A 23,095-nucleotide genomic window follows, 5' to 3' on the forward strand; every position below is an offset into this window, starting at 1 on the left:
AGGCCAAGAACATCACCCTCACCGCCGTCGCCAACCACTTCGGCGTCTGGCCCGCCACCATCTCCACCCTCGAACGCGGCACCCGCCGAGACGACGACCTCGCCAACGCCTACCGCGAATGGCTCACCACCGCTTGACAACCCATAGGAGCATCAAGCGGTGCGGCTTCCTCAGGCCGCGTGCCCCTCGAACCTCATGGCGGGCTCGCGGGCCGGGTCGATGCGGACGACCGAGTCGAACGCGGCGGCGAGGCGTTCGATCAGCGGCAGGGTCGGATCGACACCGCTCTCCTCGATGCTCTCGACCGTCGCCTCGTCCAGCCCGGCCCGCTCCGCGAGTTCGGCGAGCGTCCAGCCGAGAGCGGATCGGCGGGCGTACACGGCCTCGGCCAGCGCCATCCGCCGCCCGGCCGCCCGGTACTGCTCGCTCTCCCGATGCTCCGGCGGCACGACCCACCGCGTGTGATAACCGCTGCTCACCGCTGCTCCTCCCGGTCGTAGGCGTCGTGGTCGGCGGCGGGCAGATGCTCGGCCTCACACACCTTCTGAGCCCGCCGTGCCCGCTCGACCTGATCCGTTTCGCGGTTCCTATGTCTTACGGAAGACCGTCAGCAGCACAGCCCTCCGCCCGGGTGCGAGCCAGTACGTGATCCGCATCGGCCCGACCCGCAGTTCCCGCAGTCCGCCGCCGAGGTGGCTGGAGAGCGGGAACGGCAGGAGTTCACCGTCCTCGGCCAATCGATCCGCCGCGCGCTCGACCGCACGGTACTCGGGGAGCGGACACTGCCGCAGCCACTCGCGTACCTCGGGTTCGATCTCGATCGAGTAGCCCGCTGCGGGCCCGCCACCGGCCATGCGTCCCCCCTCTGCTCCGCTAGGGAGCAACGCCCGGCCGGGGCGGGGGTTACGGGGTCAGGTCTTCGCGCTGTCGCGGGCGAGGGCGACCAGGCGGGAGATGGCGCGGAGGTACTTCTTGCGGTAGCCGCCGCGGAGCATGTCGTCCGGGAAGACCTGGTCGAAGGGGAGGCCGGAGGCGGTGATGGGGAGCTCGCGGTCGTACATGCGGTCGGCGAGGACGACCAGGCGCAGGGCGGTGGACTGGTCGTCGACCTGGCGGACGCCGCGCAGGCAGACGGCGGTGACGTCGTCGAGCAGCGCGCCGTAGCGGCTGGGGTGGACGGCGGAGAGGTGGGCGAGGAGGGTGTCGAAGTCGTCCAGGGAGGCGCCGGGGGTGCGGGCGGCGACGGCGTCGACGGCCGCGTCGGGGTAGGGCGGCGGGGCGTCCGGGAGGCCGCGGTGGCGGTAGTCCTGGCCGTCGATCCGCATCGGGCGGAAGTGCGCGGACAGGCCCTGGATCTCGCGCAGGAAGTCGGCGGCGGCGAAGCGGCCCTCGCCGAGCTTCTCCGGCAGGGTGTTCGAGGTGGCGCAGAGCTTGACGCCGTTGTCGACGAGGCGGGTGAGCAGCGTGGAGACCAGGACGGTGTCGCCCGGGTCGTCGAGCTCGAACTCGTCGATGCACAGCAGCGTGTGCTCGGAGAGGGTCCGGACGGCCTGCTGGAAGCCGAGCGCACCGACCAGGTTGGTCAGCTCGACGAAGGTGCCGAAGGCCTTGGGGCCGGGGGCGGCGTGCCAGAGCGAGGCGAGCAGGTGGGTCTTGCCGACGCCGTAGCCGCCGTCGAGGTACACGCCGGCCGGGCCGGTGGGCGCCGGGGCTGAGCGGCGGAACCAGCTGCGCCTGGGCGCGGAACCGTTTCCCCCGCCGAGGGTGGTGGCGAACTGCTCCAGGACCTGGACGGCCTCGTACTGGCTGGGCTGGTTCGGGTCCGGAATGTACGTCCCGAAGCTCACGTCGGAGAACCGGGGCGGCGGGACCATCTCGGCGACCAGCCGCTCGGCGGGCACGACGGGGCGGCGGTCGGCGAGCGCGATCGGGGAGCCGGCCGCGCTCGCGGCGGCTATGGACTCGGTCGCGGTGTCGGGGCGGGGGGCTGCTGGCACGTTAGTAGAGGGTACGCCTGGTGCAGAGCGCCTCGGGACGGCGGCCGGTGGAAGACTGAGGGCATGCAACAGTTGATCAGCCCGCTGGGCGAGCCGGTCGCCGACCCGGCCTCGCTGGAGTCGCTCGCCGCCGTCTACGCGTACCCCGACCAGGTGAATCGGGGGCGGCCCTGGCTGCGCGCCAACATGGTGGCCGGTCTGGACGGCGGGGCGAGGCTGGAGGGCCTATCGGAGGGCCTGTCCGGGGACGCCGACAAGCGGATCTTCGGTGTGCTGCGCGCGCTGTCGGACGTGGTGCTGGTGGGCGCGGAGACGGTCCGCGCGGAGGGCTACCGGCCGGCCCGGGCCCGGGCCGAGTTCGCGGTGGCGCGGGCGGCGGCCGGGCAGGCCCCGGCTCCGGCGATCGCGATCGTGAGCCGCTCGCTGACCCTGGACCTGACCGCGCCGCTGTTCACCGCCCCGCTGGTCAGGACGGTGGTGATCACCACTGCGGACGCGCCCGAGGAGCGCCGCCGGGCGGTCGCCGAGGTGGCCGACCTGGTGCTCGCCGGGGAGGGGTCGGTGGACCTGCGGGCGGGCGTGTCGGCGCTGGCGGAGCGGGGCTGGACGCGGTTGCTGAGCGAGGGCGGCCCGCGGCTGCTGGGACAGCTGGCGGCGGCGGGTCTGCTGGACGAGTTGTGCCTGTCACTGGCTCCGCTGATCACGGGCGGCGACGCGCCGCGCATCATCCGCGATGCGCAAATGCCTGACGTGCAGCGGATGCGGCTGGTCTCATTGATCGAGCAGAAAGGATTCCTCTTCACCCGCTACCTGCGTCCGCCGACCCCGTGACCGACGGGTCGTGATCCCGTTAATGCGATGCCGGGGCCCGGGGGCCGGCCACTGGAAGGGACTCACGTGTTCAAGACGGTACTGATGATCGAAAAGGCTCTCTCCGACGCGGACGTGGAACTCGTCACCACGCTCCACAGCGACGAGAAGGTCTCCTTCGTCGTCCTGATGCAGCCGCGCGGCAAGCAGGACGAGCTGCTGCGGGCGCTGGACGACGTGGCGCTCGGCCACCTCGACAAGGTGGTGCACGAGCACGACGAGTCCGAGTCCGGGCCGACCGTGGCCACCGAGTCGCTCGAACACAGCCTGCGCCACCTGCGCGCGGCCGGGGCCGAGGCGGTCGGCGAGCTGGTCGAGGAGAAGCCGCTGGACCGGCTGCGGACGGCGGTCGAGGAGCACCGCGCGGACGAGGTGGTGGTGCTCACCTCACCGCACTTCGTGGAGGAGTTCTTCCACCGCGACTGGGCCTCCCAGGCCCGGCACAAGGTGGGGGTCCCGGTGCTGCGGCTGTTCGCCAGCGACTCCTAGGGATCCCGGCCGGTGGTGCAGAATCGTCCTTGCGGTCCGCCCGCGAGGACGATTCCCCATCCCGTCCGCCCGACCATTCCGCCCCCGCCCTACGGAGCCCCGCCTTGAACGACGCCGCGCACGACCTGCACGCCCCGCACTTCATCGGCATCGGCGGCGCCGGGATGTCCGGCCTGGCGAAGATCCTCGCGGTGCGCGGCGCCAGCGTCTCCGGCAGCGACTCCAAGGAGTCCGAGACCGTCCTCGCGCTGCGCGCCCTCGGCGCGACCGTGCACGTCGGCCACGCCGCCGAGCACGTGCCGGACGGCACCAGCAGCGTGGTGGTCTCCAGCGCGATCCGCGCCGACAACCCGGAGCTGGCCGCCGCCCACGAGCGCGGCATCCCGGTGGTGCACCGCTCCGACGCGCTGGCCGCCCTGATGGGCGGCCGCCGGGCGCTGGCGGTGGCCGGCACCCACGGCAAGACCACCACCACCAGCATGCTCGCCGTCGCCCTCGGCGAGCTGGGCCTGGACCCGTCCTACGCGATCGGCGGCGACCTCGACACGCCCGGCTCCAACGCCCACCACGGCGCCGGCGAGATCTTCGTCGCCGAGGCCGACGAGAGCGACCGCAGCTTCCACAAGTACGCGCCCGAGGTGGCGATCGTGCTCAACGTGGAGCTGGACCACCACGCCAACTACGCCTCGATCGAGGAGATCTACGAGTCCTTCGAGACCTTCGTCGGCCGGATCACCCCCGGCGGCACCCTGGTGGTCTCCGCCGACCACGACGGCGCCCGCGAGCTGACCGCCCGGGTGGCCGGCCGCGAGGGCCTCACCGTGGTGACCGTCGGCGCCGCCGAGGACGCCGACGTCCGGGTCCGCTCGGTGGTCGCCCGCGGCATGACCAGCGAGGTCACCGTCGAGCTGGACGGCGCCGAGCTGTCCTTCACCGTCTCGGTGCCCGGCCGGCACTACGCGCACAACGCGGTCTCCGCGCTGGCCGCCGGCGTCGCGCTGGGCGTCCCGGCCGCCGACCTGGCCAAGGCCCTCGGCGCCTACACCGGCGTGCGGCGCCGCCTCCAGCTCAAGGGCGAGGCCGGCGGCGTCCAGGTGATCGACTCCTACGCCCACCACCCCACCGAGATGACCGCCGACCTGGAGGCGATCCGGGAGGGCCTGGAGGGCGAGGGCCGGGTACTGGTGGTCTTCCAGCCGCACCTGTTCAGCCGCACCCAGCAGCTCGCCGAGGAGATGGGCCAGGCCCTGGCGCTGGCCGACGCCTCGGTGGTGCTGGACATCTACCCGGCCCGCGAGGACCCGATCCCCGGCGTGACCAGCGAGCTGATCATCGACGCCGCCCACCGGGCCGGCGCCGACGTCACCGCCGAGCACTCCTTCGCCGCCGCCCCCGCCGTACTGGCCGGCCTGGCCCGCCCCGGCGACCTGCTGCTCACCATGGGCGCCGGCGACGTCACCAACCTGGGCCCCGCCATCCTGGAGGAGATCCGGGGAAGCGTGCAGCACCTCTCGAACGTTGCCTCCAACGTCTGACGTACCCCGACCGGGAGCCGTGATGAGCTACGAGATCGAGAAGACCGAGGCCGAGTGGCGGGACGAGCTGAGCCCCGAGGAGTACCACGTGCTCCGCGAGGCCGGCACCGAGCGCCCGTTCACCGGTGAGTACACCGACACCAAGACCATCGGCGTCTACGGCTGCCGGGCCTGCGGCGCGGAGCTGTTCAGCTCCGAGACCAAGTTCGACAGCCACTGCGGCTGGCCGTCGTACTACGCGCCGCTGGCCGGGGACCGGGTCCAGTACATCGAGGACACCACGCTCGGCATGCGCCGGGTCGAGGTGCGCTGCGCCCGCTGCGGCGGGCACCTGGGCCACGTCTTCGAGGGCGAGGGCTACGGCACGCCGACCGACCAGCGGTACTGCATCAACAGCGTCTCGCTGACGCTGAAGCCGGCCGAGTAGCGCCGGCCGGTCGCGCCGCGAGGGCCCGGGTTTCCGTACGGACGGACACCCGGGCCCTCGTCCGTCCCGGGCCGTCGGGACTCGGGCCAGCAAGGTTCGGGCCGCCGGGGCTCAGGCCGTCGGGGCGAAGCGGACCGGGAGGTGGACCAGGGCCCGGTGGAACGGGCCGGGGCGCCAGAGCAGGTCCTCGGCCGGGGTGGCCAGTTCGAGGTCGCTGAGCCGGCTGGTCAGCTGCTCGATCGCGGTGATCGCGATCAGCAGCGCCGGGTCACGGGCCGGGCAGCCGTGCGGGCCGGCCGCCCAGGCCAGGTGGGCGCTCTCGCCGCTGCGCAGCTCGGTGCCGTCGGTGGGCGGCGCGGCCTGCGAGTTGGCGGCCGCGTAGGAGACCAGCACCAGGGTGCCGGCCGGGATCTCCCGGCCGTGGAAGGTGATGTCGTAGCGCGGGTAGTGGGCGGAGAGGTTGGCCAGCGGCGGCTCGTGCCAGAGCACCTCGTCGATCGCCTGGTAGGCGGTCATCGCGCCGCCGATGAGGGAGCCGGCGTAGCGGGCGTCGGTGAGCAGGCGCAGCAGGGCGTTGCCGATCAGGTTGGTGGTCGGCTCGTGCCCGGCGATCATGGTGAGGGTGATCTGCCGGATCACCTCGTCGTCCTCCAGCCCGGCCGGGTGGGTGACGAACCAGGAGGTGAGGTCGTGCCGGGGCCGCTCGCGCCGCTCGGCGACCATGGCGGTGACCACCGCGACGAGGTCCCCGTACGCGACGACGGCCTTCTCGGTGGACTCGATCATCCCGGCGATCCCGGCGACCAGCCGGGCGCTGTGCTCCTCGGGCACGCCGAACCAGGTGGTGAGGACGAAGGCCGGCAGCTGGCGGGCGTATTCGGCGATCAGGTCGGCGGTGCCGGCCGCCTCGAAGCGGTCGACCAGTTGGTGGGCGACCTCGGCGACCCGGCGCTGGAGCCGGTGCGGTTCGAGCAGGGCGAGGCCGTCGGTGATCACCGCGCGGTAGCGCGCGTGCACCTCGCCGTCGCTGAACAGGGCGGTCGGGCGGTAGCCGAGCACCGGCAGCAGCGGGTTGTCGGGGGCGACGGTGCGCTGCCAGGCGCGGGAGTCCTTGGAGAAGGTGTCGGTGTCGCGCAGCAGGTCCAGGGCGGCCTGGTAGTCGGTGACCAGCAGGGCCTCGACGCCGGGCGCGATCTCCACCGGGGCGACGGCGCCGTAGCGGCGCAGCCGGTCGTAGACCAGCTGCGGGTCGGCGGCGAAGACCGGGCCGTAGATCGGGGTCGGGCGGGTGTCGGTGGTCACGGGCGCTCCTCGGCGGCGGAGGCGGCAGGGACGGTCGCTACCTGGTCCGCGGGGTCGGGGGCGTTCGCGGGGGCGGCGGGCAGGCCGTCGAGGACGTGCTCGGCCAGCGCGATCAGCGCGTCCAGGCTGGCGCCGCGCTCGCGGGCGTCGCAGAGCAGCAGCGGGGTGGTGGGGTGCAGGTCCAGGTGGGCGCGCAGCACCTCGATCGAGTGGACCGGCGCGTCCGGGAAGCAGTTGACGGCGACGGCGTAGGGCAGGCCCTGCTCCTCGACCATGTCCATGATCTCGAAGGAGTCGGCGAGCCGGCGGGTGTCGGCGAGCACCAGCGCGCCGAGGGCGCCGCGGGCGATGTCCTGCCAGAGCGGGAAGAAGCGGCGCTGGCCGGGGGTGCCGAACATGTAGAGCACGAGGTTGCCGGGCAGGGTCAGCCGGCCGAAGTCGACGGCGACCGTGGTGGTGGCCTTCTCGGGCAGGCCGGCCAGGTCGTCCACCGGCCGTCCGGTCTCGGTCATCGCCTCCTCGGTGTGCAGGGTGGCGATCTCGGAGAGGGTGCGGATGAGCGTCGTCTTGCCGACCCCGAACGGGCCGGCCACCACCAGCTTCATCAGCGTCTGGTCCCGGTCGGGCAGGTAGCCCACCCGGCTCGGCCGGTCGGCCGGGCTACCGGAGCGCACGGAGTCCAACGAGGAGCCTCTCGACGATGGAGCGGTCGGTCTGCTGGGCGCGCGGGATCGGCGCGCGGGCGCGCAGGCAGCCCGCCTCGACCAGATCGGCCGCGAGGAAGACGGTGGCGCTGACCGGCAGGCACAGGTGCGCGGCGGCTTCCACCACGGTCAGCGCGCCGGGGCGCAGCAGTTCCCAGAGCCGCTGGTGTTCGGGTTCCAGCTCGCGGGGCGGTTCGGTGCGGTCCGCGAACAGCACGGTGAGCCGGTCGAAGCCGGCGGTGCCGGGGCGGCTGCGGCCGCCGGTGGCCAGGTAGGCGGGCACCATCCGCCTGCGGGGTACGGCGGTCATGATCGGACGGTGGTGTCCTGCTGCCGGCTCGGACTCGCGAGGGCACGGCCCAGGGCGGCGACCTGCACCTGCATCTGGTAGGCCACGTTGCCGAGTTGGGCCTCCGGGGAGGTGAACACGGCGAGCGAGGTGTTCTCCCCGGCCGGGACGACGACGGCGTAGCCGAGGTCGGACTCGACGACGGTCTGGGCCAGCCGGGGCCGTTCGGTGTCGGTGAAGGCGCTGGTGAACGCTCGGGCGGCGGCGTGCACGGTGGCGGTCATCGCGGCGACCCGCTCGGCGGAGGCGCGGTCGAGCCCGTCGGAGGCTCCCTCGACGAGGCCGTCACCGGTGGCGATGACCGCGTGCAGCACCCCCGGCAGCTCCAGCAGCGGGGTCAGCACCCACGAGATCTCGTCGGTGGTGGTCGGGCTGGGCGTGCTGGTCACTGCTCGGCTCCTTCGGGGGTCGGGTCGGGCGGACGGACGGTGGTGCGGGCACCGGTGTCGCGGGCGGCCGCGGTCGGGCCGCTCCGGCCGGTCGGGCTGGATTCGCTGGCCGGGCTGGTCCCGGCGGTCGTGCTGGACTCGCCGGTCGTGCTGGTCCCTCGGGCGGCCTGTGCCACGGCGGCGCGGCCGGAGCCGGTGCCCTCCTGGAGCGCCTGCCAGTGGGCGGCGGCGCGCTCGGGCGTCCGCTCGGGGGCCCGAGCGGACGGCTCGGCCGGTGCGGCGGACGGCCTGGCGGCGGGCTCGGGGGCGCCGGGGCCGTCGGCGGTGACCGGTCGGCGGCGTCGCCGGCTGGGCAGGCCGGTGCCGTCGTCGACCGGGTCGGCGGGGCCGGCCGGTGCGTCGGGCACCGCGTGGATGGCGGGCGCGGGGTGCGGGCCCGGCTGGTTGTGCCGGTCGGCGAGCGGGGGCGGCCCGTCGCCCTCGTCGGCGTCGCGCATCGGCGGGACGGCCTGGACGGTGGGCGCGGGGGCCGGGCCGGCGCCGGCCCGCAGCGGCAGCGGGGTGAGCACCGACAGCGGCTGCTCGTCGTCGACGACGGTCACCAGCGCGGCCGGGATGCGCAGGATGGTGCGCATCCCGCCGTACGGCGAGGGCTCGATGTGGCAGGAGAAGCCGTACTGGCGGGCCAGTTTGCCGATCACCGCGAAGCCGGTCTTGGGCGGGTTGCCGAGTTCGGTGAGCAGGACGTCGGGCGGGCCGGCCAGCAGTCGGCGGGCCCGGCGCAGCTGGTCGTCGTCCATGCCGATGCCGCTGTCGTCGATGATCACCAGCGCGCCGCGGCCGCCCTGCTGGACGGTGACCGGGATGTCGGTCTCCGGGTGCGAGTAGGCGGAGGCGTTGGCGAGGAGTTCGGCGACGGTGATGGCCAGCGGCTCGGCGGCCCGGGCGACCACGGCGAGCCGCTGCTCGCGCAGGTGGTTGGCGACCTTGATCCGGGCGTAGCCGGGCACCCGGGAGAGCGCGCCGACCACCACTTCGGCGAGCGGCGAGTCGGTGCGGGCCAGGCCGGGCCAGGCTTCGCAGAGCACGGCGACGGTCTGGATCCGGCGCAGCGCGACCTCGTTGCGGAAGTCGACCTCCAGCAGCCGGGGGTCGTCGTTGTCGTGCTGGAGCTGCTGGACCAGGCTCTGGATCTGGTAGAGCAGCGTCTGGATCCGGGAGGTGGCGCCGCGCATGGCGGCGCGGGCGGCGGCGTCGACGCGTTCGCGCTCGTCGGTGAGGGCGGCGGAGGCGGCGTCCAGGACGGACTGCAGCGCCCGGACGGCCTCGGGGCCGACGGCCTGCGGGTCCAGCGGGCCGACCAGCGGGGCGTTGGCGTGGCTGAGCCGGACGGCGGTGGCGGCCACCCGTTCCTGGGCGAGGTGGCCGATCTCGGCGAGCAGGGCGGCGGTGTGCTCCTCGGCGACGGTGAGCCGCCGTTCGGCCTCCCCGGCCCGGGTGCTCGCGGCGGCGGCCCGCTGGTCGGTCTCCCGGGTGGTGTCCTCGGCGGTGCGGGCTCGGCTCTCGGCCTCCCGGGTGCGCTCCTCGGCGGCCCGGTAGCGGCTCTCGGCGTCGTGGGTCTCCTCGGTGGCGCGCCGGGCGGCCTCCTGCGCCTCGCGCAGTTGCTGCTCGGCGCGGGCCAGCCGGCCTTCGGCGGCGCGGGCGCGTTCCTCGCCGTGGCCGCGGGCGGTCTCGGCGGCGACCGCCCGGGTGAGGGCCCGGGCCCGGCCGCGGGCGAGCACGCCCGCCGTCGCGGCGGCGACCAGCGCCAGGGCGATCAGCGCAATCTGCGTCATCGAAGTCCTCGGGAGTCCTCTGGGGGTCCTGGCTGGTCGGCTGCTGCCGGGCCGGGGGCCGGTGGTGGTCCGGCCCGGGCGCGGCGGGCGGTCAGTCCCGGGCGGTCAGTCCCGGGCGGCGGCGCGCGGGCGCGGGCTGCGGGCGGCGTCCTCGGCCAGTTCGCGGGCCACCTGGGCGACCTGGCCCATGGCCTCCAGGACGTTCGGCACCTCGGTTCCGTCCAGGTGCCGGTACTCGGCGGCGATGGTGAGCACCAGCCGCTCGGGCAGGCCGAGTTCGGGGTGGCGCTGCTCGGCGATCACCCGCCGGGCGGCGTCCAGCGCGGGGATCCCGGCGGTGTGCAGGGCGTGCGCGCGCTCCCGGACGTACGTCAGGTAGGCGATGTGGTGGCGGACGCCGTCGCGGTCGAGCACGGGGCCGTGGCCGGGGACGAAGATCTCGGCGCCGGTGGCCAGGATCCGCTCGCAGGCGGTGATCACGTTCTCCAGCGGGCCGGCCCAGTGCACCGGGTGGTCGCCCGGGTACTCGGGGGTCGAGCCGAAGATCACGTCGCCGGTGAAGACGGCGCGCTGGTACGGGAGGTGGACGATCAGGTCGCCGCCGGTGTGGGCGGCGGGCAGGCCGGTCACCTGCACCGGGTACTCCCCCACCCGCAGTTCCAGCTCGCCGGTGAAGACGGTGTCCGGGTGCACGGGGTCGGTGGCGGACCAGTCGAACCGTCCGAAGTGCTCTCTGAGGTAGCCGCCGAGCGGGGAGTCCGGGTCGCCGCCGACGACGAGGGCGTGCTGCTGCTGCGGGGTGGGCTCGTAGTGGATGTGCTCCAGCGCCTCGCGGGTGGAGATCACCTCGGCGTCCGGGACGACTCCGGCGCCCCACAGGTGGTCGCCGTTGGCGTGGGTGACGATCACCCGGTCGACCTCGACCCCGGCCGGCAGCAGGCGGCGGCTGGCGGCGAGGAACTCCCCGGCCAGGGTGGGGTCGTAGGGGGTGTCGATCCAGAGCGCGGTCTTCGCCGAGGCCAGCAGCCCGCAGTTGGCCAGGCCCCAGCCCCGCTTCGGGGGGAGCCACACGTGCAGGTCCTCGGCAATCGCGCTCACGTTCGCACGGTTGATCGTCATGTGCGCGATTATGCCCAAAGTGTGTCAGGGGCGGGGCAAAACCTGTACGGCCGCCAGGAGTTGCTGCCCCAGACTCTCCCGAGCTGTCCGGTTTCGCCCCCTGTGGTCGAGACCAATCGTCTCAACCGTCGGGACGACCCGTGGACACCTCACCTCGGAATCCCGACGGGACGTCGGACCGGGGCGCGGGCAGGGTACGGCAGACCTCGACCGTGACGTCGACGGTGTCCAGGCCTATCACCCGCCCCTCCACCGCGACGAATCCTTTCTCCCCCGAGCGGAAGAGCGCCGCCAGCGGGGAGTTGCGGCTCGCCGCGGTCAACGCCTCCACCGCCATCGCGGAACCGAAGGCGAACACCCCGCAGAGCACGACGCAGGGCGCCTGCCGGGGCGTGCGGGTCACGAAGATGAAGCCGTGGTCGCGGATCAGCTCCCCGGCCGGGTTGTACAGCGCCTCGAAGGTCATTGCGCCCCACCGGGCGCGGGCCTCGTCCGGGTACTCGATGGCGAAATCCGGGAACACCGCGTCCAGCACGCCGCCGGAATAGGAGTTGACGCTCGGGCCCCCGATCGAGAACGTCGGCATCCGCGGATCCTGCGCGCCGGCCACCACCAGTTCGATCGTCGCCTTCCGGTTGACCTTCCGCAGCAGGTCGGTGAGCCCCGCTATCGCCCTGGCCTCGGCCATCGGCATGAACAGCACGTTCTTCGGCCCGCGGCTGGTCAGTTGGCAGCCGTCCGTGGTGAAGGCGAACTCCGCGACCTCGATGCTCGGCGTGATGATCTGCACCCGGCTGTACGGCGCCAGCAGCGCCCGCAGGAAGCCGTAGCGCAGGAACAGTCTGGTCCGGGCGAGGGAGCGGGCCGCGAGGAAGCCGATCACGGCCGGAACCGATGCGATGAACACCTGGAGCAGGATCTCCATATCATCCCCACGGAGAAAGACTCGACCACGAACTGTGTGCCCTGGTTAAGTCCCCTCCGTGGCCGGAAATACCCCCCTCGCGGCAATTCCGACCGTCAGGATTGCCGCACCCGGCGTCACTTCAAGCGCTTGATCCCCTTGCGCTCCCCGGCGCACCGCTCGTACCCCAGCCACGCGTTGATCGCGAGCATCGGCGCATTGGTCTCGTCGTTGGAGGTGTACGCGCGCCGGTAGCCCGCCGCGGCCGCCAGGCGCAGCGACTCCAGCTTGGCCAGCTTGCTCAGCCCGCGCCCGCGGAACTCCCGGCGGCAGGCGGTGAACGCGGACCAGTAGCGGTCCACCCCGTCGGTCTGCGCCATGCTGAACGCGGCCGGTTCGCCGTCCACCACGGCGACGACGGTCAGCGCCCGGTCCAGGTCCGGCCGGGCCCAGTCGCCCCGCAGCCAGTCCTCGTACTCCAGGGCGTCCATCGGCACCTCGCCGGGCTCGTCCCGGACGGCGTCCGCCTCGACCAGGAACAGCGGGCGCGGGTCGGCCGCCCAGTCGGCGGCCGGGCGCAGCTCGACGCCGGCCGGCCGTACGGGCACCTGCGGCAGCGGCAGCGCCAAGTCCCGTCCGCCGAACTGCGCCGCGCGCCCGAGCTCGTAGCCCCGGGCGGTGGCGAAGGCCAGCGAGGCGGGCTCGTCGTCCAGCCAGGTGTGCAGCTCGCTCACCCCGTGCCCGGCCAGGTGCCGTTCGGCCGCGGCCAGCAGCGCGGTGGCCGCGCCGCGCCGCCGGAACCGCGGCAGCACGCTGCCGTTGGCGTACCCGACGCCGGCGGTCGTCGTCCCGAGCACCGCCGCACAGCGCACCGCGCCGACCACCCGGCCGTCCAGCTCGGCGACGAAGGTGCGGAAGTGCTCGCCCGGGCTCTGCCGGCCGTTCATCCAGAGCAGGGCCTCGGAGGTCATCACCAGGTGCTCGCGCCCGGCCCGGTGGGCGGCGGCCACGGCCTCGGCGTCGTCGGGGCGGAAGTCACGGATCGTCAAAGAAGTCATGGGTTCCCACGCTAGCCCCGCCCGCCCGTCCGGCGCCTGCGAATTTTCCCTCGCCGGTGCGCCTCACCTGCGGCAACGGCCCCGGCTCGGGACCAAAGTCCCTCACCCCCGCGGCGGCAAGCTCAAATAATGCTCTGAGAAGACCGGGCGGGGCTTGGCAGCCGCCCCACCCGGGGACATCCTCAGCAACACGGCCGCGCGGTCCTGGCGACGAAGCCCGCACCACCCGACGGCCTCCCCACCCGGCCCTCCGAAAGGGGGCGAACCGATGACCTCCCCTGCCCTGGACCTGCCCGGCTCCGCCACCCCGGCGCGGGGCGGCGCACCCCGCCTCGGCGTCGGCCTCGGCTGGCGCAGCGAGATCGACACCGTCGTCGAACGCCAACCCGGCCTGGACTGGGTCGAGGTGGTCGCCGAGAACATCTGCGCCGACCACCTGCCCGAGTCCCTGACGGTCCTGCGCGCCCGCGGCGTCACCGTCATCCCGCACGGCGTGGCGCTCGGCCTCGGCGGCGCCGACCTGCCCGACCCCGCCCGGCTCGCCAAGCTCGCCGGGGCGGCGCTCGCCCTCGGCTCCCCGCTGGTCACCGAGCACCTGGCGTTCGTCCGGGCCGGCGGCCTGGAGGCCGGCCACCTGCTGCCCGTCCCCCGCACCCGGGACTCGCTGCGGGTGATCGCCGAGAACGTCCGGATCGCCCAGGACCAACTCCCGGTGCCGCTCGCGCTGGAGAACATCGCCGCCCAGCTGGCCTGGCCCGACGACGAGCTGACCGAGGGGCAGTTCCTCGCCGAACTGGTCGAGCGGACCGGCGTCCGGCTGCTGATCGACGTCGCCAACCTGCACACCAACCGGGTCAACCTCGGCATCGACCCGGCCGCCGAACTGGACCGCCTGCCGCTGGAGGCGCTCGCCTACGTCCACGTCGCCGGCGGCACCCTGGTCGACGGCGTCTGGCACGACACCCACGCCCACCCCGTCACCGAACCGGTGCTGGAGGTCCTGGCCGAACTCTGCGCACGGGTCGCACCACCCGGCGTCCTGCTGGAACGGGACGCCGCCTTCCCGCCGCCCAGCGAGCTGGCCGGCGAACTGGACGCCATCCGCCGGGTGCTGGAGGGGAGCACCCCGCGGACGGCCCCACCGGCCCCCCGCACCGAGCCCCGGGAGACCGCGGCGGGCGCGTGCCCGAGCGGCACCCGCGCCCGGCTGGCGCGGCGCCAGGAGGACCTGCTCGCCGCCCTGGTGGCCGGCGGGCCCGTCCCGCCCGGCTTCGACCCGGACCAGGTCCGCGCCCAGTCCACCGGCCTGGCCACCAAACGGCGGGACACCGTCGCCAAGGTGGCCCCCGAACTGCCCCGCCTGCTCGGCCGGCCGTACGGGCCGCTGTTCCTCGACTACGCCCGCCGGCACCCGCAGACCGGCGGCTACCGCACCGACGCCCGGGCCTTCGCCGCCTGGGCACTCGCCGACAGCGGCCCGCTCGCCGCCGACCACCGCCGGGCCCTGGAGCAGTGGCTCCACCCGGCCGCCGAGCGGCCGCCCGGCGCGTTCGCCCGCCTGCGCCGAGCCCTGCGGCACTGAGCAGGCACTGAGCAGGCGCTGAGCAGGCGCTGAGCAGGCGCTGAGCACCCGTCTTCACCGCACACCTTCGGGGGGAACCCGCCCATGTGGCACAACACCTACTTCGTCATCCCCGCCGTCCTGCTGGTGGCGGCCTCGCTGTACGCGTCCCGGACCAAGCATCGGGTCGGCCACGTCGCACACGTCCGGGGCCTGCCGGGCCGCGGCCTGCCGCTGATGGACACCGCCTTCCTGTCCGGCGGCCCCGGCCGGGTCTTCGACACCGCCCTGATCCGGATGCACCTCTCCGAGCGGGCCGTGATCAGCCGCGCCGGCCTGGTCACCCTCACCGGGCACAAGCCGTACGACGCCGTCGACCAGGCCGTCCTGGACGCCGTCGGCCCGGGCGGCAGCCGTGAACTCGCCCCGCTGCGCCGGGCCGTGATGCGCTCCGCCGCCGTGCAGGAGATCGGCAACCGGCTCGCCGACCGCGGCCTGATGCGCCGCCCCGAGCGGCTGCGGCGGGCCCGCACCGCCCGGCGGCTGCTCTGGCTCGCGCTGCTCGGCGTCGCCGTCTCGACCGTCCTCGCCCACGTGCTGGACGACGGCGGCGCCGGCTCCGACCGCCCCGCACCGTGGGTCCCGGTGGTGCTCCTGGTCTTCGGCGGGATGAGCCTGCTCGTCACCTGGCCGGTCAAGGGCCGGATCACCCCGGCCGGGCGGCGCCAGCTCTCCCTGATGAAGGTCGGCACGCCGTGGACGCCGAGCGCCGGCCTGTCGCCGAAGACGACCGGCGGCGTGCTGCTGGGCGCCCTCGCGCTCGGCGGGCTGGCCGCCGCCGGGCTGGAGGACGACGAGCTGCAGTCCGCGATGCTGGCCGCGGCCGCCCAGGACGAGGCGATGAAGTCGGCCGCCGCGAGCTCCTACGCCGCCTCCTCCTCGACGGGCTCCTCCAGCAGCTTTCCCCCCAGCTCGTGCAGCTCGTCCGGGTCCTCCTGCGGGGGCTCCACGGCCTGGTGCGGCTCCTCCCACTCCGGCTCCTCCGGCTGCGGGGGAAGCAGCAGCAGCTGCGGATCCTCGTCCTCCAGCTGCGGCTCCGGCTCCAGCAGTTGCGGCTCCTCCTCGTCGAGCTGCGGGTCGTCCTCGTCCAGTTGCGGCTCGTCCTCGTCGAGCTGCGGTGGTGGCGGTGGCTGCGGCTCCTGACGTCACAGTTCGGTATCGCGGTCCGGGAAGCCGTTCCCCGCGCCGTCGGCCCAGGCATACAACAAGCCCATGTGGTTGCTGTTCCTGATACCGGCGTGCGTCGCGGCGGTCCTCTCGTGTCTCCGGCTCGTCCGGACGACCGCCACCGCCGACGCCCTGGCCGAGGCGGACGGCCTGCGCCCGCCCGAGGCCGTCGGGATCGGGCTGTACGAGACGGCCTACCTGGCCGGCGGCCCGGACCGGGTGGTCGAACTCGCCCTCGTCCTGATGGCCGGCCGGGGCCGGCTGCACCTGGCGCACACCGGCTGGACGACGGTGGTCGACCCCCGGGGCCGCAGCCGCCTGGAACGCGCGGTCATCGTCACCGTCGGCCCCGACGGCCAGTGCCGCACCGACGGGCTGCGCCAGGCGATGGCCGAGCACCCGACCGTCCTGGAGATCGGCGCCCGGCTCTCGCTGGCCGGCCTGGCCACCCCGGCCCTGGTCCAGCGCAGCACCGTCCTGGTGGTCCGGCAGGTGCGGCACGCACTGCTGCTGACGCTCCTCCTGCTGGCCGCCGCGCTGGCCCTCACCGGCTTCACCGGCGGTGACACCGTCGCCCCGCTCGCCTGGTTCTCGCTGCCGCTGGTGCTCACCTCGGGCACCCTGCTGATGGCCCGGGTCGACGTCTACCCCTACACCCGCTGGGCGTCCCCGGTCGGCCAGGAGGTGCTGCGCGAGGTCCGCCCGGCCCGCCAGCACGGCCTCGCCGACGACGAGGAGCGCGAACTGCTCACCGCCGTCGCCATGAACGGCCCCGCCGTCCTCCCCGACCCCCGCCTGCGCGCCGCCCTCCGCCCCCACCGGACGTGACACGCGAAACGGGGCCCGCCGAAGCGGACCCCGTTCACCGATCCCGCGGAACTCAGGCCAGGCCGTTGAGCAGCTCGCTGACCGGCTTGCGGCGGCCGGTGAAGAACGGCACCTCCTCGCGGACGTGCAGCCGGGCCCGGGAGGGGCGCAGGTCGCGCATCAGGTCGACGATGCGGTGCAGCTCGTCCGCCTCGAAGGCGAGCAGCCACTCGTAGTCGCCGAGCGCGAACGAGGCCACCGTGTTGGCCCGCACGTCCGGGTAGCCGCGGGCCATCTGGCCGTGCTCGGAGAGCATCGCGCGCCGCTCGGCGTCCGGCAGCAGGTACCACTCGTAGGAGCGGACGAACGGGTACACGCAGACGTAGTCGCGCGCGCGCTCGTCGGCGAGGAACGCCGGGATGTGCGACTTGTTGAACTCGGCGGGGCGGTGCAGCGCCATGTTGGACCAGACCGGCTCCAGCTGGCGGCCGAGGCCCGTGCGGCGGAAGCGGTTGTACGCCTCCTGCAAGTCGTCCGAGTCCTCGGCGTGCCACCAGACCATGAGGTCGGCGTCCGCGCGCAGACCGGACACGTCGTACGTGCCGCGCACCGTCACGTCCTTCGCGGCCAGCTGGGCGAACAGCTCGTCCACCTCGGCGGCCAGCGCCGTGCGGTCCTCGGGCAGTGTGCCCTTGAGCTTGAACACCGACCACATGGTGTAGCGGATGACCTGGTTCAGGTCGCGCGCCTTCTTCTTCTCGGGCTGCTGCTCCGGCTGCCGCTCAACGGTCTCAGTCATGCGCCCATTGTCCTCTCCGTGGAACCTTCCCCGGTTGCCGGGGTCAACAGTTTGTCGAGGGCCGCCACCGCGGCGGCCGCCGAGCCGATGCAGGCCGGGATGCCGACCCCGTCGTACGCGGCGCCGCACAGCGCCAGTCCCCCCACCCCGGCGGCCGCCGCCCGGATCCGGGCCACCCGGTCCAGGTGGCCCACCGGGTACTGCGGCAGGCCCGCCCGGAAGCGCGAGACGGCGGTGTCGTACGGCCGGGCGGTCAGGCCGATCGCCTCCCCGAGGTCCGCCAGCGACCGGGCCACCAACTCCTCGTCCGGCAGCTCCAGCGCCTCCTCCTCCCGGTAGCGGCCCAGCGAGGTGCGCAGCAGGAACGCGTCCGGGGCGGAACGCTCCAGCCAGCCCCACTTGTTGGAGGAGAAGGTCGATGCCTTGATCCGCCGCCCGTCCACCGGCGGCACCAGGAACCCGCTGCCGGCCGGCGGCTCCGCCAGGTCGGCCCGGCGGAACGCCAGGGTCACCAGCGCCATGCCCGCGTACTCGACGGCGTCCAGCTCGGCGGCCGCCGCCGGCGCGTCCGCGCGCAGCAGCCGGGCCGCGGCCGGCGCCGGGACGGCCAGCACCACGGCGTCCGCGTGCAGCACCTCGCCGTCGCCGGTCACCACCCGCCAGCCCCCGGGGGTGCGGTGCAGCCCGTCCACCGACGTGCCGGTGCGCAGGTCCACGCCCGCCTTCCGGCAGGCGGCGGCGACGGCCTCCGGCAGGGTGCCGAGCCCGCCGCGCAGGCCCTGGAACACCGGGGTGCCGACCACCTTCGGCCGCGAGGCCAGCTCGTGCACCCCGTCGACCAGCGAGCCGCCGCCCCGCGCGATCGCCAGCAGCTGCGGCACGGCGGCGCGCAGCGAGATCTCCTCGGCCCGCCCGGCGTAGACGCCGCCCAGCAGCGGCTCGACCAGCCGGTCCACCACCTCCTGGCCCAGCCGGTCGGCGACGTAGCGGCCGATCGCCACGTCGTCCCCGACCTCGGTGGCGCCCTCGTGCCGGGCCCGCTCCAGCCCCTCGGCGGTGAGCACCCCGGAGGCCGCCAGCGCGTCCAGATCGCCCGGGACGCCCATCACCTGCCCGCCCGGCAGCGGGCGCAGCGCGCCCCGCGTCCAGATCGAGGCCTTTGCGGTGGTCGGCGGCTCCAACTCCTCGCCCAGCCCGACCGCCCGGGCCAGCTCCACCGCCTCCGGCCGCCGCGCGAGCATCGACTCGGCCCCCAGGTCCACCCGGACCCCGCCGACCTCGCCGCCCCGCAGCTTCCCGCCGACCCGCTCCGACGCCTCCAGCAGCGTCACCCGCGCCCGCACCGGCCCCCCGGCGGCCCCGCTTAGAAAAGCGGCCGCAGCCAGCCCCGCGATCCCACCACCGACGACGACGACCTGTGCATCCGACATGCCTCGCAGTCTCGCAGGTCTTTACACCGGGCCCTCAATCCGCTGCACGCCGCCCGCTCGGCACCAGCGCGTCCAGATCGATCGTGATCGGGAACGGCACCCGGCGTTCGAGTTTGCCGCGGAAGATCCCGGCCGGGACGTAGGAGGACGTCGCCGGCTCCAGCTCGAGGACGTGCACGACCGGCAGGCCGTCCTCCTCCTCGACGATCCAGTAGTGCGGGATCCCGGCCTCGGCGTACTTGCGGACCTTGACCGTACGGTCGCGGTGCGCGGACTCCGGGGAGACGACCTCGACCACGAGCGGGACCTCGCCGGGCGCGAACCAGGTCCGATCGGGGTCGAAGTCCGCGTCGGTGACCAGCACATCCGACTCCAGGCGGCTGCGCCGGTCCAGCGTGATCGTCATGCCCCCGGTCGCCCGCTGCCCGGCCGGCACCAGCCCGTCCAGTGCTGCGGTCAGCTGCGACCCGACATGGCTGTGCCAGAACGACTGGGGCCTGCTGCGGAACACCAGGGCGCCGTCGATGAGTTCGGTGTGCTTGGGCGCATCGGGCAGGTGGTCGAGGTCCTCGGCGAACCAGCCTTCGACTCGGGGTGCGTACATCCACTCCGGCAGCTCATCCATGGCCCCAACGTAGCGGATCGGGCACGCCCCGTAAGGTTCGGTCCATGGAACCGATCGTGGTGAGTGCGTGTCTGGCCGGGGTGCCGTGTCGGTACGACGGGCGGGCGAAGACCTCGCCGGACGTGGTGGGGCTGGTCGAGGCGGGGCGGGCGGTGGTGGTGTGCCCGGAGGGGGCGGGCGGGCTGCCGACCCCGCGGCCCGCGGCGGAGATCGTGGGCGGGGACGGGGCGGACGTGCTGGACGGGCGGGCCCGGGTGGTGGACGCGACGGGCGCGGACTGTACGGCGGAGTTCGTGGCCGGGGCCCGGGCGGCGCTGGCGGCGGCCGAGGCCGCGGGGGCGCGGCGGGCGGTGCTGATGGCGCGCAGCCCGTCCTGCGGCTGCGGGCGGGTGTACGACGGGACGTTCACCGGGGAGCTGCGCCCCGGGGACGGGGTGACGGCGGCGTTGCTGCGGCGGGCGGGCATCGAGGTTGTCCGGTCCGCTGCCGAGCTGTGATCGAGTCGCGACCTTCCGGCGGGGTCCGCCCGGGGCGTTCCTTCGTCCAATGGGGAGATCTCACAACGGACTTGGGGAGGGCTTCGGAATGGGGAGACGGGCAGGGGCGGGGGCGCTGGCGGTAGCGACCGCGGGCGTGCTGCTGGTCGGGGCGTGCAGCGCAGGCGGTGCGGGCCGGGCGGGGGAGGCGGCGAAGGCGGACGCCGTCGCCCCGACGGCACCGGCGGCACCGGCGGCCGCGCCGAGCGCCGCCGGGACGGCGCCGGCGGCGGGGGCGAGTGCCCAGCCGGTCGCGGACAACCGGCTGATCGCGTACACCGCGCAGTTGACGCTGCGGACCGGGGACGTCGCCCAGGTGCTGGCGAAGGCCCGGGAGTTGACGGCGGCCGCGGGCGGCTACGTCGCCGCCGAGTCGGTCTCCGGCGCGGTGGAGGGCGGGCCGGGGAGCACGGCGGGGGGCGAGGCGGGCGGCCAGCTGACGCTGAGGATCCCCTCCGCCGCGTACCAGCAGACGCTGGACCAGCTGGCCGCGCTGGGCCAGGTGGTGTCCCGCAGGAGCCAGGCGGACGATCTGACCCAGCAGGTCGCGGACGTGGCGAGCCGGGTGCAGACCCAGCAGGCGAGCGTGGAGCGGGTGCGGGCGCTGATGGGGCAGGCGAAGTCGCTGAGCGAGGTGACCACGCTGGAGGCCGAGTTGAGCCGCCGGGAGGCCGATCTGGAGTCGCTGCAGAAGCAGCAGAAGGAACTGGCCGGCAAGACCTCGCTCTCGACCGTCACGCTGGACGTGCGCCGTACGGCCGTCTCGCCGACGCCCACCCCGGTACCGCCGAAGGGTGGCGGCGAGGGCTTCGGAGCGTCGGTCGGCTCCGCGCTGGGCGGCGGCTGGCACGTACTGGTGGCGATCGTGCGCGCCCTGGCGGTGGGGCTCGCGGCGGTGGCGCCGTTCCTGCTGGTGCTGGGCGCCCCGGGGGCGCTGCTGTACCGGCTGTGGCGCCGGCGCCGCCCGGCGGCCGCGCCGCCCCCGGAGTCCGTCCCGCAGGAAGGACCCGCGGAGGACTGAACGAGGACTGAGCGAGGACTGAACACGGCGGGCCCCCTCCCGGCCGGGAGGGAGCCCGCCGCCGGGGTCAGCGGGCGCTGGCCTCGTGGACGAAGGCGACGAGACGGGAGAGGGCGTCCGGGTCCATGGACGGCAGGACGCCGTGGCCGAGGTTGAAGATGTGGCCGCTGGTGCCGAGGGCCTGGGCGGCGTGCAGCACCTCGCGGGCCTTGGTCTCGACGACCTTGGTGGGGGCGAACAGCACGGCCGGGTCTAGGTTGCCCTGGAGGCCCTTGCCGGGGCCGACCCGCTCGGCCGCGACGTTCAGCGGCACCCGCCAGTCGACGCCGACGATGTCCGCGCCGGCCTGGCCCATCAGGCCGAGGAGCTCGCCGGTGCCGACGCCGAAGTGGATCCGCGGCACGCCGTAGGAGGCGACGGCGTCGAAGACCTTGGTGCTGGACGGCATGACCGAGCGGCGGTAGTCGTCGGGGGCGAGCGAGCCGACCCAGGAGTCGAAGAGCTGGACGGCCGAGGCGCCGGCCTCGATCTGCACCTTCAGGAAGGTGGAGGTGATGTCGGCGAGCCGGTCGACCAGGGCGGCCCACAGCTCGGGCTGCCCGTACATCATGGCCTTGGTGTGCTCGTGGTTCTTGGACGGGCCGCCCTCGACCAGGTAGCTGGCCAGCGTGTAGGGGGCGCCGGCGAAGCCGATCAGCGGGGTCTCGCCGAGTTCGTCCACCAGCAGGCCGACGGCCTCGGTGATGTAGGGGACGTCGTCGGGCTCCAGCGGGCGCAGCCGCTTGAGGTCCTCGGCGGTGCGGATCGGGTCGGCGATGACCGGGCCGACGTTGGGCTTGATCTCGACGTCGATGCCGACGGCCTTGAGCGGCACCACGATGTCGCTGAAGAAGATCGCCGCGTCCACCTTGTGCCGGCGGACCGGCTGGAGGGTGATCTCCTTGACCAGCTCGGGCCGCATGCAGGACTCCAGCATGGGGATGCCCTCGCGGACCTTCAGGTACTCCGGCAGCGAGCGGCCGGCCTGGCGCATGAACCACACCGGGGTGTGCGGCACGGGCTCGTGCCGGCAGGCGCGCAGGAACGCGGAGTCGTGCGCGGCGCCGCGGCGCGCGGGGGTGGGCCGGCCGTCGGGGGTGGCCGCCGTGGTGTCTGCCGTAGTCTCGCTCACGGTCCAAATCTTCGCATGCGCCTCGGGGCGCTCTTCCCGGCCGGTCTCGTCGGTTCCTCCAAGATCTGGCCGGGTTTGCCGTTCCGGCACGCCGCTCGGACGGAAGTTGCGGCCTTAACCGCGGTTTTCGACCTAGTCTTCGGGTCATGGCAGCGGTCGGCGGGCACCCCGCGCAGGGTGGCGGAGCAGGTGGCGGAACAGGTCGGGAGGGGGCTCCGAGCGAGTTCCGGGCCGCCGTGGAGGCCCTCGACGGCGCCCGGCTGCGGCCCGAGATCCAGCTCTCCCCCGCGCCGGCCCCGCGCCGGCTGGCCCCGTACGCGTTCGCGGTGACCGCCTCGGTGGAGGTGGACGGCGAGGAGCTGGCGGACGGCCGGCTGGTGCTGCTGTACGACCCGGCCGGGCAGGAGGCCTGGAACGGGGAGTTCCGGGTGGTGACGATGACCCGGGCGGAGCTGGAGCCGGAGATGGCCGGCGACCCGATGCTCTCGGAGGTCGGCTGGGCCTGGCTGCTGGACTCGCTGCAGGCGCACGGGGCCGGGTACGCGGAGCCGTCCGGCACGGTGAGCCACTGCGCCTCGCAGTACTTCGGCGGGCTGGCGGACCGCCCGTCCTCGACCGAGATCGAGATCCGGGCCTCCTGGACGCCGGCCGACGGCCGGTTCGAGCGGCACCTGGCGGCCTGGGGGGACCTGCTGTGCATCAGCGCCGGCCTGCCGCCGGCCGCGCCGGCCCCGCAGGCGCCGGCCGATGTGCCGTCACTCGGTGGGGTGGTCCCGATGCCCGCGCGGCGGCGTCCTCGTTCGCACTGAGGAGTGGCGCCCCGGGCCGGGCGGCCCCGGCGGCCCCGATGCCACCCCCAGGGCTGACGGAGTGTGACTTCGATCCCGCTCTGGGTCAATTAACCGGTTGAAACCGACCGATCAGCACCAGATCTGATCGA

At 74.4% G+C, this 23,095-nt stretch carries 25 protein-coding genes; 10 read left to right on the forward strand and 15 right to left on the reverse strand.

Annotated elements, in window-relative coordinates; genetic code table 11:
* Nucleotides 1–170 precede the first annotated feature (170 nt).
* The 3 genes from ACFWPI_RS32425 to zapE form a co-directional block, all read right to left on the reverse strand.
* Nucleotides 171–479, reverse strand: a complete 309-nt coding sequence (locus ACFWPI_RS32425) for a helix-turn-helix domain-containing protein (RefSeq protein ID WP_380343844.1) — start codon at nucleotides 477–479, stop codon at nucleotides 171–173.
* A gap of 108 nt (nucleotides 480–587) precedes the next feature.
* Complete coding sequence (locus ACFWPI_RS32430; protein WP_380376804.1) at nucleotides 588–854, reverse strand: type II toxin-antitoxin system RelE/ParE family toxin; 267 nt, start codon at nucleotides 852–854, stop codon at nucleotides 588–590.
* Nucleotides 855–911: 57 nt separating this feature from the next.
* Nucleotides 912–1,958 carry a cell division protein ZapE gene (gene zapE / locus ACFWPI_RS32435; RefSeq protein ID WP_380376808.1) on the reverse strand — a complete coding sequence of 349 codons (1,047 nt, stop codon included), beginning with the start codon at nucleotides 1,956–1,958 and terminating at the stop codon, nucleotides 912–914.
* A gap of 102 nt (nucleotides 1,959–2,060) precedes the next feature.
* Between zapE and ACFWPI_RS32440 the strand changes: the two genes are divergently transcribed.
* The 4 genes from ACFWPI_RS32440 (at nucleotide 2,061) to msrB (ending at nucleotide 5,318) form a co-directional block, all read left to right on the forward strand.
* The gene (locus tag ACFWPI_RS32440) at nucleotides 2,061–2,828 is read left to right on the forward strand and encodes a pyrimidine reductase family protein (RefSeq protein WP_380376801.1); all 768 of its coding nucleotides are present in this window, start codon (nucleotides 2,061–2,063) and stop codon (nucleotides 2,826–2,828) included.
* Nucleotides 2,829–2,894: 66 nt separating this feature from the next.
* Entirely contained in the window at nucleotides 2,895–3,356 is a 462-nt protein-coding gene (locus ACFWPI_RS32445) for an indole-3-glycerol phosphate synthase (RefSeq protein ID WP_107452931.1), read from the forward strand.
* 104 nt (nucleotides 3,357–3,460) lie between these two features.
* Nucleotides 3,461–4,891: a UDP-N-acetylmuramate--L-alanine ligase gene (gene murC, locus ACFWPI_RS32450; RefSeq protein ID WP_063349492.1), complete on the forward strand. Its 1,431-nt coding sequence runs from the start codon at nucleotides 3,461–3,463 to the stop codon at nucleotides 4,889–4,891.
* 22 nt (nucleotides 4,892–4,913) lie between these two features.
* Nucleotides 4,914–5,318: a peptide-methionine (R)-S-oxide reductase MsrB gene (gene msrB, locus ACFWPI_RS32455; RefSeq protein WP_380376798.1), complete on the forward strand. Its 405-nt coding sequence runs from the start codon at nucleotides 4,914–4,916 to the stop codon at nucleotides 5,316–5,318.
* 111 nt (nucleotides 5,319–5,429) lie between these two features.
* Here the strand turns inward: msrB and ACFWPI_RS32460 are convergent, their stop codons facing one another.
* The 8 genes from ACFWPI_RS32460 to ACFWPI_RS32495 all read right to left on the reverse strand — a co-directional run bounded on the left by ACFWPI_RS32460 (nucleotide 5,430) and on the right by ACFWPI_RS32495 (nucleotide 12,978).
* Nucleotides 5,430–6,620, reverse strand: coding sequence for a cytochrome P450 (locus ACFWPI_RS32460; RefSeq protein WP_063349490.1), 1,191 nt, complete (start codon nucleotides 6,618–6,620; stop codon nucleotides 5,430–5,432).
* Nucleotides 6,617–7,225: an ATP/GTP-binding protein gene (locus ACFWPI_RS32465; protein WP_363369119.1), complete on the reverse strand. Its 609-nt coding sequence runs from the start codon at nucleotides 7,223–7,225 to the stop codon at nucleotides 6,617–6,619. Before ACFWPI_RS32465 ends, ACFWPI_RS32460 begins: the two co-directional genes overlap by 4 nt.
* A 55-nt stretch (nucleotides 7,226–7,280) precedes the next feature.
* Nucleotides 7,281–7,634 (reverse strand): DUF742 domain-containing protein, encoded by a 354-nt coding sequence (locus ACFWPI_RS32470; protein WP_063349488.1) that lies wholly within the window; start codon nucleotides 7,632–7,634, stop codon nucleotides 7,281–7,283.
* The gene (locus tag ACFWPI_RS32475) at nucleotides 7,631–8,062 is read right to left on the reverse strand and encodes a roadblock/LC7 domain-containing protein (RefSeq protein WP_363368868.1); all 432 of its coding nucleotides are present in this window, start codon (nucleotides 8,060–8,062) and stop codon (nucleotides 7,631–7,633) included. The genes ACFWPI_RS32470 and ACFWPI_RS32475 overlap by 4 nt, the downstream gene beginning before the upstream one ends.
* On the reverse strand, nucleotides 8,059–9,897 hold the full coding sequence (locus ACFWPI_RS32480) for an ATP-binding protein (protein ID WP_380376793.1): 1,839 nt from the start codon (nucleotides 9,895–9,897) through the stop codon (nucleotides 8,059–8,061). Before ACFWPI_RS32480 ends, ACFWPI_RS32475 begins: the two co-directional genes overlap by 4 nt.
* A gap of 105 nt (nucleotides 9,898–10,002) precedes the next feature.
* Nucleotides 10,003–11,016 carry an MBL fold metallo-hydrolase gene (locus ACFWPI_RS32485; RefSeq protein WP_380376790.1) on the reverse strand — a complete coding sequence of 338 codons (1,014 nt, stop codon included), beginning with the start codon at nucleotides 11,014–11,016 and terminating at the stop codon, nucleotides 10,003–10,005.
* Between the two features lie 121 nt (nucleotides 11,017–11,137).
* A complete protein-coding gene (locus ACFWPI_RS32490) occupies nucleotides 11,138–11,941 on the reverse strand; it encodes a hypothetical protein (protein ID WP_063349484.1) in 804 nt (267 codons plus the stop codon).
* A 116-nt stretch (nucleotides 11,942–12,057) separates the two neighbouring features.
* Nucleotides 12,058–12,978, reverse strand: coding sequence for a GNAT family N-acetyltransferase (locus ACFWPI_RS32495; RefSeq protein ID WP_380376786.1), 921 nt, complete (start codon nucleotides 12,976–12,978; stop codon nucleotides 12,058–12,060).
* Between the two features lie 268 nt (nucleotides 12,979–13,246).
* Between ACFWPI_RS32495 and ACFWPI_RS32500 the strand changes: the two genes are divergently transcribed.
* The 3 genes from ACFWPI_RS32500 (at nucleotide 13,247) to ACFWPI_RS32510 (ending at nucleotide 16,594) form a co-directional block, all read left to right on the forward strand.
* Nucleotides 13,247–14,560: a DUF692 domain-containing protein gene (locus tag ACFWPI_RS32500; RefSeq protein ID WP_380376783.1), complete on the forward strand. Its 1,314-nt coding sequence runs from the start codon at nucleotides 13,247–13,249 to the stop codon at nucleotides 14,558–14,560.
* Nucleotides 14,561–14,644: 84 nt separating this feature from the next.
* The gene (locus ACFWPI_RS32505) at nucleotides 14,645–15,742 is read left to right on the forward strand and encodes a TIGR04222 domain-containing membrane protein (protein ID WP_380343866.1); all 1,098 of its coding nucleotides are present in this window, start codon (nucleotides 14,645–14,647) and stop codon (nucleotides 15,740–15,742) included.
* A gap of 69 nt (nucleotides 15,743–15,811) precedes the next feature.
* On the forward strand, nucleotides 15,812–16,594 hold the full coding sequence (locus ACFWPI_RS32510; RefSeq protein ID WP_380376780.1) for a TIGR04222 domain-containing membrane protein: 783 nt from the start codon (nucleotides 15,812–15,814) through the stop codon (nucleotides 16,592–16,594).
* A gap of 52 nt (nucleotides 16,595–16,646) precedes the next feature.
* Here ACFWPI_RS32510 and hemQ read toward each other — a convergent pair whose 3' ends face one another.
* Genes hemQ through ACFWPI_RS32525 form a run of 3 tightly spaced genes read right to left on the reverse strand, consistent with a single transcriptional unit; the run spans nucleotide 16,647 to nucleotide 19,427 of the window.
* Nucleotides 16,647–17,372: a hydrogen peroxide-dependent heme synthase gene (hemQ, locus tag ACFWPI_RS32515; protein WP_063349479.1), complete on the reverse strand. Its 726-nt coding sequence runs from the start codon at nucleotides 17,370–17,372 to the stop codon at nucleotides 16,647–16,649.
* Nucleotides 17,369–18,802, reverse strand: coding sequence for a protoporphyrinogen oxidase (gene hemG / locus ACFWPI_RS32520; protein ID WP_380376777.1), 1,434 nt, complete (start codon nucleotides 18,800–18,802; stop codon nucleotides 17,369–17,371). The genes hemQ and hemG overlap by 4 nt, the downstream gene beginning before the upstream one ends.
* A 34-nt stretch (nucleotides 18,803–18,836) precedes the next feature.
* Nucleotides 18,837–19,427, reverse strand: a complete 591-nt coding sequence (locus ACFWPI_RS32525; RefSeq protein ID WP_380376774.1) for a Uma2 family endonuclease — start codon at nucleotides 19,425–19,427, stop codon at nucleotides 18,837–18,839.
* 44 nt (nucleotides 19,428–19,471) lie between these two features.
* Here ACFWPI_RS32525 and ACFWPI_RS32530 point away from each other — a divergent pair, with 44 nt between their 5' ends.
* Nucleotides 19,472–19,924, forward strand: coding sequence for a DUF523 domain-containing protein (locus tag ACFWPI_RS32530; protein WP_363627966.1), 453 nt, complete (start codon nucleotides 19,472–19,474; stop codon nucleotides 19,922–19,924).
* 88 nt (nucleotides 19,925–20,012) lie between these two features.
* The gene (locus ACFWPI_RS32535) at nucleotides 20,013–20,984 is read left to right on the forward strand and encodes a DUF4349 domain-containing protein (RefSeq protein ID WP_380376772.1); all 972 of its coding nucleotides are present in this window, start codon (nucleotides 20,013–20,015) and stop codon (nucleotides 20,982–20,984) included.
* 67 nt (nucleotides 20,985–21,051) lie between these two features.
* On the opposite strand, the gene hemE is transcribed toward ACFWPI_RS32535, so the two are convergent.
* Nucleotides 21,052–22,155 carry a uroporphyrinogen decarboxylase gene (gene hemE, locus ACFWPI_RS32540; RefSeq protein WP_063349474.1) on the reverse strand — a complete coding sequence of 368 codons (1,104 nt, stop codon included), beginning with the start codon at nucleotides 22,153–22,155 and terminating at the stop codon, nucleotides 21,052–21,054.
* Nucleotides 22,156–22,301: 146 nt separating this feature from the next.
* Between hemE and ACFWPI_RS32545 the strand changes: the two genes are divergently transcribed.
* Nucleotides 22,302–22,964 carry a DUF3000 domain-containing protein gene (locus ACFWPI_RS32545; RefSeq protein WP_363368843.1) on the forward strand — a complete coding sequence of 221 codons (663 nt, stop codon included), beginning with the start codon at nucleotides 22,302–22,304 and terminating at the stop codon, nucleotides 22,962–22,964.
* The last annotated feature ends 131 nt before the right edge of the window (nucleotides 22,965–23,095 follow it).

The sequence above is a fragment of the Kitasatospora sp. NPDC058492 genome (assembly GCF_042720685.1).
Taxonomy (GTDB): domain Bacteria; phylum Actinomycetota; class Actinomycetes; order Streptomycetales; family Streptomycetaceae; genus Kitasatospora.